This window comes from Phenylobacterium sp., assembly GCF_035944335.1.
Taxonomy (GTDB): Bacteria; Pseudomonadota; Alphaproteobacteria; order Caulobacterales; family Caulobacteraceae; genus Phenylobacterium.
This window is the reverse complement of the sequence record NZ_DASZBG010000084.1, coordinates 1-3,962: the sequence shown is the minus strand read 5'-3', so window position 1 is coordinate 3,962 and position 3,962 is coordinate 1. Positions and strand designations below refer to the sequence as shown.

At 66.0% G+C, this 3,962-nt stretch carries 3 protein-coding genes; all 3 read left to right on the top strand.

Annotated features, from left to right (window positions below):
- Positions 1–252: 252 nt before the first annotated feature.
- Positions 253–2,658, top strand: coding sequence for an endopeptidase La (gene lon / locus VGT80_RS13940; protein WP_327456781.1), 2,406 nt, complete (start codon positions 253–255; stop codon positions 2,656–2,658).
- 306 nt (positions 2,659–2,964) lie between these two features.
- Positions 2,965–3,240 carry an HU family DNA-binding protein gene (locus VGT80_RS13935; protein ID WP_327456779.1) on the top strand — a complete coding sequence of 92 codons (276 nt, stop codon included), beginning with the start codon at positions 2,965–2,967 and terminating at the stop codon, positions 3,238–3,240.
- A gap of 287 nt (positions 3,241–3,527) precedes the next feature.
- Positions 3,528–3,962 (top strand): TMEM165/GDT1 family protein (locus VGT80_RS13930; RefSeq protein WP_327456777.1); only part of this gene is annotated, 435 nt, incomplete at its 3' end.

The following is a 3,962-nucleotide window of genomic DNA, read 5'->3' as shown; positions in this document are numbered from 1 at the left end:
TCGTGGAAGGGCACAACCTTGCGCCGAACCCCGTCCGTTCCCCGGTCAAGCTAACCTCGGGACGGCGATGAGGCGCAGTGTCGCGCAACGGCCTTGCTCCGCTTGAACAAGGTGCGAAACCGTCCACATAAATCCCTAGTTTCACCGCCCAGACGGCGGACGGGTCGTCCGACTCAGGCGCATCGTCTGAGTGACCACGATCCGGCGGCCTTGTCCCGAGACCCAATCGGGCAGGCCAGGAGTTGAAGCATCATGTCCGAGAATAAGATCCTCCCCATCCTGCCGCTGCGCGACATCGTGGTCTTCCCGCACCAGCCCGTCCCGCTGTTCGTCGGCCGAGAGAAGTCGGTGCGCGCGCTGGAAGAAGCCATGCGCAACGAGGGCAAGCAGATCCTGCTCGCCACCCAGAAGGACAAGGACGACGACGATCCGGCGCCGGGCGCCATCTATGACGTCGGCGTCGTGGCCACCGTCCTGCAACTCCTGAAGCTGCCCGACGGCACTGTGAAGGTGCTGGTCGAAGGCCGCGAGCGCGCCCGCATCGCCGAGTTCACCGCGCAGTCGGAATTCTATGAAGCTTCGGTGTCCCATGTGGCCGAGGAAGGCGCCGGGACCTCGGAGGCCGAGGCGCTGTCGCGCGCGGTCGTCGAGCAGTTCGAGAACTATGTGAAGCTGAACAAGAAGGTGCCGCCCGAGGCCCTGGCCGCGATCCCGCAGATCGACAATCCGGGCGAGCTGGCCGACCGCGTCGCCAGTCACCTGTCGGTGAAGATCGCCGAGAAGCAGCAGCTGCTGGAAGTCGCCCACGTCGTGAAGCGCCTGGAGAAGGTCTACGCCCTGATGGAGGGCGAGATCAGCGTCATGCAGACGGAGAAGAAGATCCGTAACCGCGTGAAGCGCCAGATGGAGAAGACCCAGCGCGAGTACTATCTGAACGAGCAGATGAAGGCGATCCAGCGGGAGCTGGGCGAGCAGGACGACCACCGCGACGAGCTCATGGATCTCGAGAAGCGGATCAAGAAGACCAAGCTCTCCAAGGAAGCCCGCGCCAAGGCCGAGTCCGAGCTGAAGAAGCTGCGGAACATGAGCCCGATGTCGGCGGAATCGACAGTCGTCCGCAACTACCTGGACTGGTTGCTGTCGATCCCGTGGGGCAAGGGCAAGATCAAGCCGATCGACCTGCAACGGGCCGAGGACATCCTCGAAGGCGACCACTACGGCCTGGAGAAGGTCAAGGAACGGATCCTGGAGTACCTGGCGGTGCAGAGCCGCGTGGGCAGTCTGAAGGGTCCGATCCTGTGCCTGGTCGGCCCGCCCGGCGTCGGCAAGACCTCGCTCGGCAAGTCGATCGCCAAGGCGACGGGGCGCGAGTTCGTCCGGGTCTCCCTGGGCGGCGTGCGCGACGAGGCCGAGATCCGCGGCCACCGGCGGACCTACATCGGCTCGATGCCTGGCAAGATCATCCAGTCGATGAAGAAGGCCAAGTCGACCAACGCCTTCTTCCTGCTGGACGAGATCGACAAGATGGGCTCCGACTGGCGGGGCGACCCGTCCTCGGCCCTCTTGGAGGTGCTGGATCCGGCGCAGAACTCCACCTTCGCCGACCACTATCTGGAGGTGGACTACGACCTGTCGCCGGTGATGTTCGTCACCACGGCCAACACGCTCAACATGCCCCAGCCCCTGCTGGACCGCATGGAGATCATCCGCATCCCCGGCTACACCGAGGACGAGAAGGTGGAGATCGCCAAGCGGCACATCCTGCCGAAGGTCACCAAGGACCACGGGCTGAAGCCGGAAGAGTTCGTGGTGCCCGACCAGGCGATCCGCGACCTGATCCGCTACTACACCCGCGAAGCCGGCGTCCGGAACCTGGAGCGCGAGCTGGGCAACCTGGCGCGCAAGACGGTCCGCGACCTGGGGCGTGAGAAGCTGCTGTCGATCACCATCGACGACGAGCGGCTCGGCCAGTACGCGGGCGTCAAGAAGTTCCGCTACGGCGAGACCGACAAGGAGGACCAGGTGGGTATCATCACCGGGCTCGCCTACACCGAGTTCGGCGGCGACATCCTGACCATCGAGGCGGTCAAGATGCCCGGCAAGGGCCGCATGTCGATCACCGGCAACCTCAAGGACGTGATGAAGGAGTCGATCTCCGCGGCGAATTCCTACGTCCGGTCGCGGGCCACCAAGTTCGGCCTCGAACCGCCGATGTTCGAGAAGACCGACGTGCACATCCACGTGCCGGACGGCGCCACGCCCAAGGACGGTCCGTCCGCCGGCGCGGCCATGGCGACCGCCATCGTCTCGGTGCTGACCGGCATCCCGATCCGGGCCGACCTCGCCATGACCGGCGAAGTCACGCTCAGGGGCCGGGTGACGGCCATCGGCGGGCTGAAGGAGAAGCTGCTCTCCGCACTCCGGTCGGGCGTGAAGACCGTACTGATCCCGGAGGAGAACGAGAAGGACCTCGCCGACGTCCCGGACTCGGTCAAGAACGGCCTCGAACTGATCCCGGTGTCCACCATGGACGAGGTGCTCAAGCATGCGCTCACCCGCCAGCCGGTGCCGATCGAGTGGAACGAGGCCGATCAGCCGCCGGTGTCGGTGGCCGATGACGCCGACGCCCCCGACGTGGGGGGCCTGATCACCCACTAGCAGCGACAGCCAGGAAAGGTGATCTTCACGTTTCCGTTCGGCTGCGCGACCGAGCATCAGCAGCGACAGCCCGGAAATGTGATCTTCACGTTTCCGTTCTGCTGCGTGACCGAGCGGTCAGGACGGCGAGACGGCCAAAGTCCGATCACATCTTGTGACAGCCGAGCGGCGCGGGAGGATTCCCGCGCCGCTCTCGTTTGACGGCCGAGCTTGTCCGGTCCTTAAATGCGAACTGGGCGACGGGGCGCAGGCGATGGCGACCCCGCTCGGGCTAAGAAGAAACAAAAAAGAGCTGGGAGGACACCAATGACCAAAGCCGAACTGGTCACCGCGATCGCCGACAAGGCTGGATTGAACAAGGCTCAGGCCAAGCAGGCGCTGGACGCCTTCATCACGTCGGTTTCCAGTTCGCTGAGGCAAGGCAAGGAAGTCCGCCTGGTGGGCTTCGGCTCCTTCGTTCCGGTCAAGCGCCCGGCCGGCACCGCGCGCAATCCACGCACCGGCGAGACCGTCAAGCGCGCGGCCTCGGCGACCTGCCGGTTCCGCGCCGGCGACACCCTGAAAAGTGCGCTCAACCGCTGAGCGACGACCCTGAAAGCCGATGACGAGAGGGCGGCCCCGGCGGCCGCCTTTTTCGTTGTGGGGGCCGCCGCCGTCCGCTAGAAGCGCGGCGTCTTCGGGGAGTAGCCGTTCGCACCTCCAGCGAAGTCCGCGTCAACACAATCGCCCGGCTTCCAAAGAGCCTCGGGCGTGGCGCGGACGCCGGATCGCCCAGCGATCCGATTGGCGAGACCGACGATGCGGACCTTCGGCCGAGGCCGGCGGGGGTCGCCGCGTCGTCGTGTCAACACCGGCCCCGAGCATCCGCCGTGACCTTCGAACCCTTCTTCACCTCCACCGCCGTCGTCGCCATCGGCGAGATCGGCGACAAGACCCAGCTGCTGGCCATCGTGCTGGCCGCCAAGTTCCGCAAGCCCGTGCCGATCATCCTGGGCATCCTGGGCGCCACGATCCTCAACCACACCTTGGCCGCCACGCTCGGCTACCTGGTCTCCGACTGGCTGTCGGGGCGGCCGTTCCGCATCGCGGTGGGCGCCGCCTTCATCGCCATGGCGGCCTGGGCGCTGATCCCCGACAAGGCCGACGACGAGGCCGCGACCAGGAGCCGGGGCGGGGTGTTCCTGACCACGCTGATTTCATTCTTCTTCGTGGAGATCGGCGACAAGACCCAGATCGCCACCAGCCTGCTCGCCGCCCGCTACCACCAGATCGCCATGGTCGCGGCCGGCACGACGATCGGCATG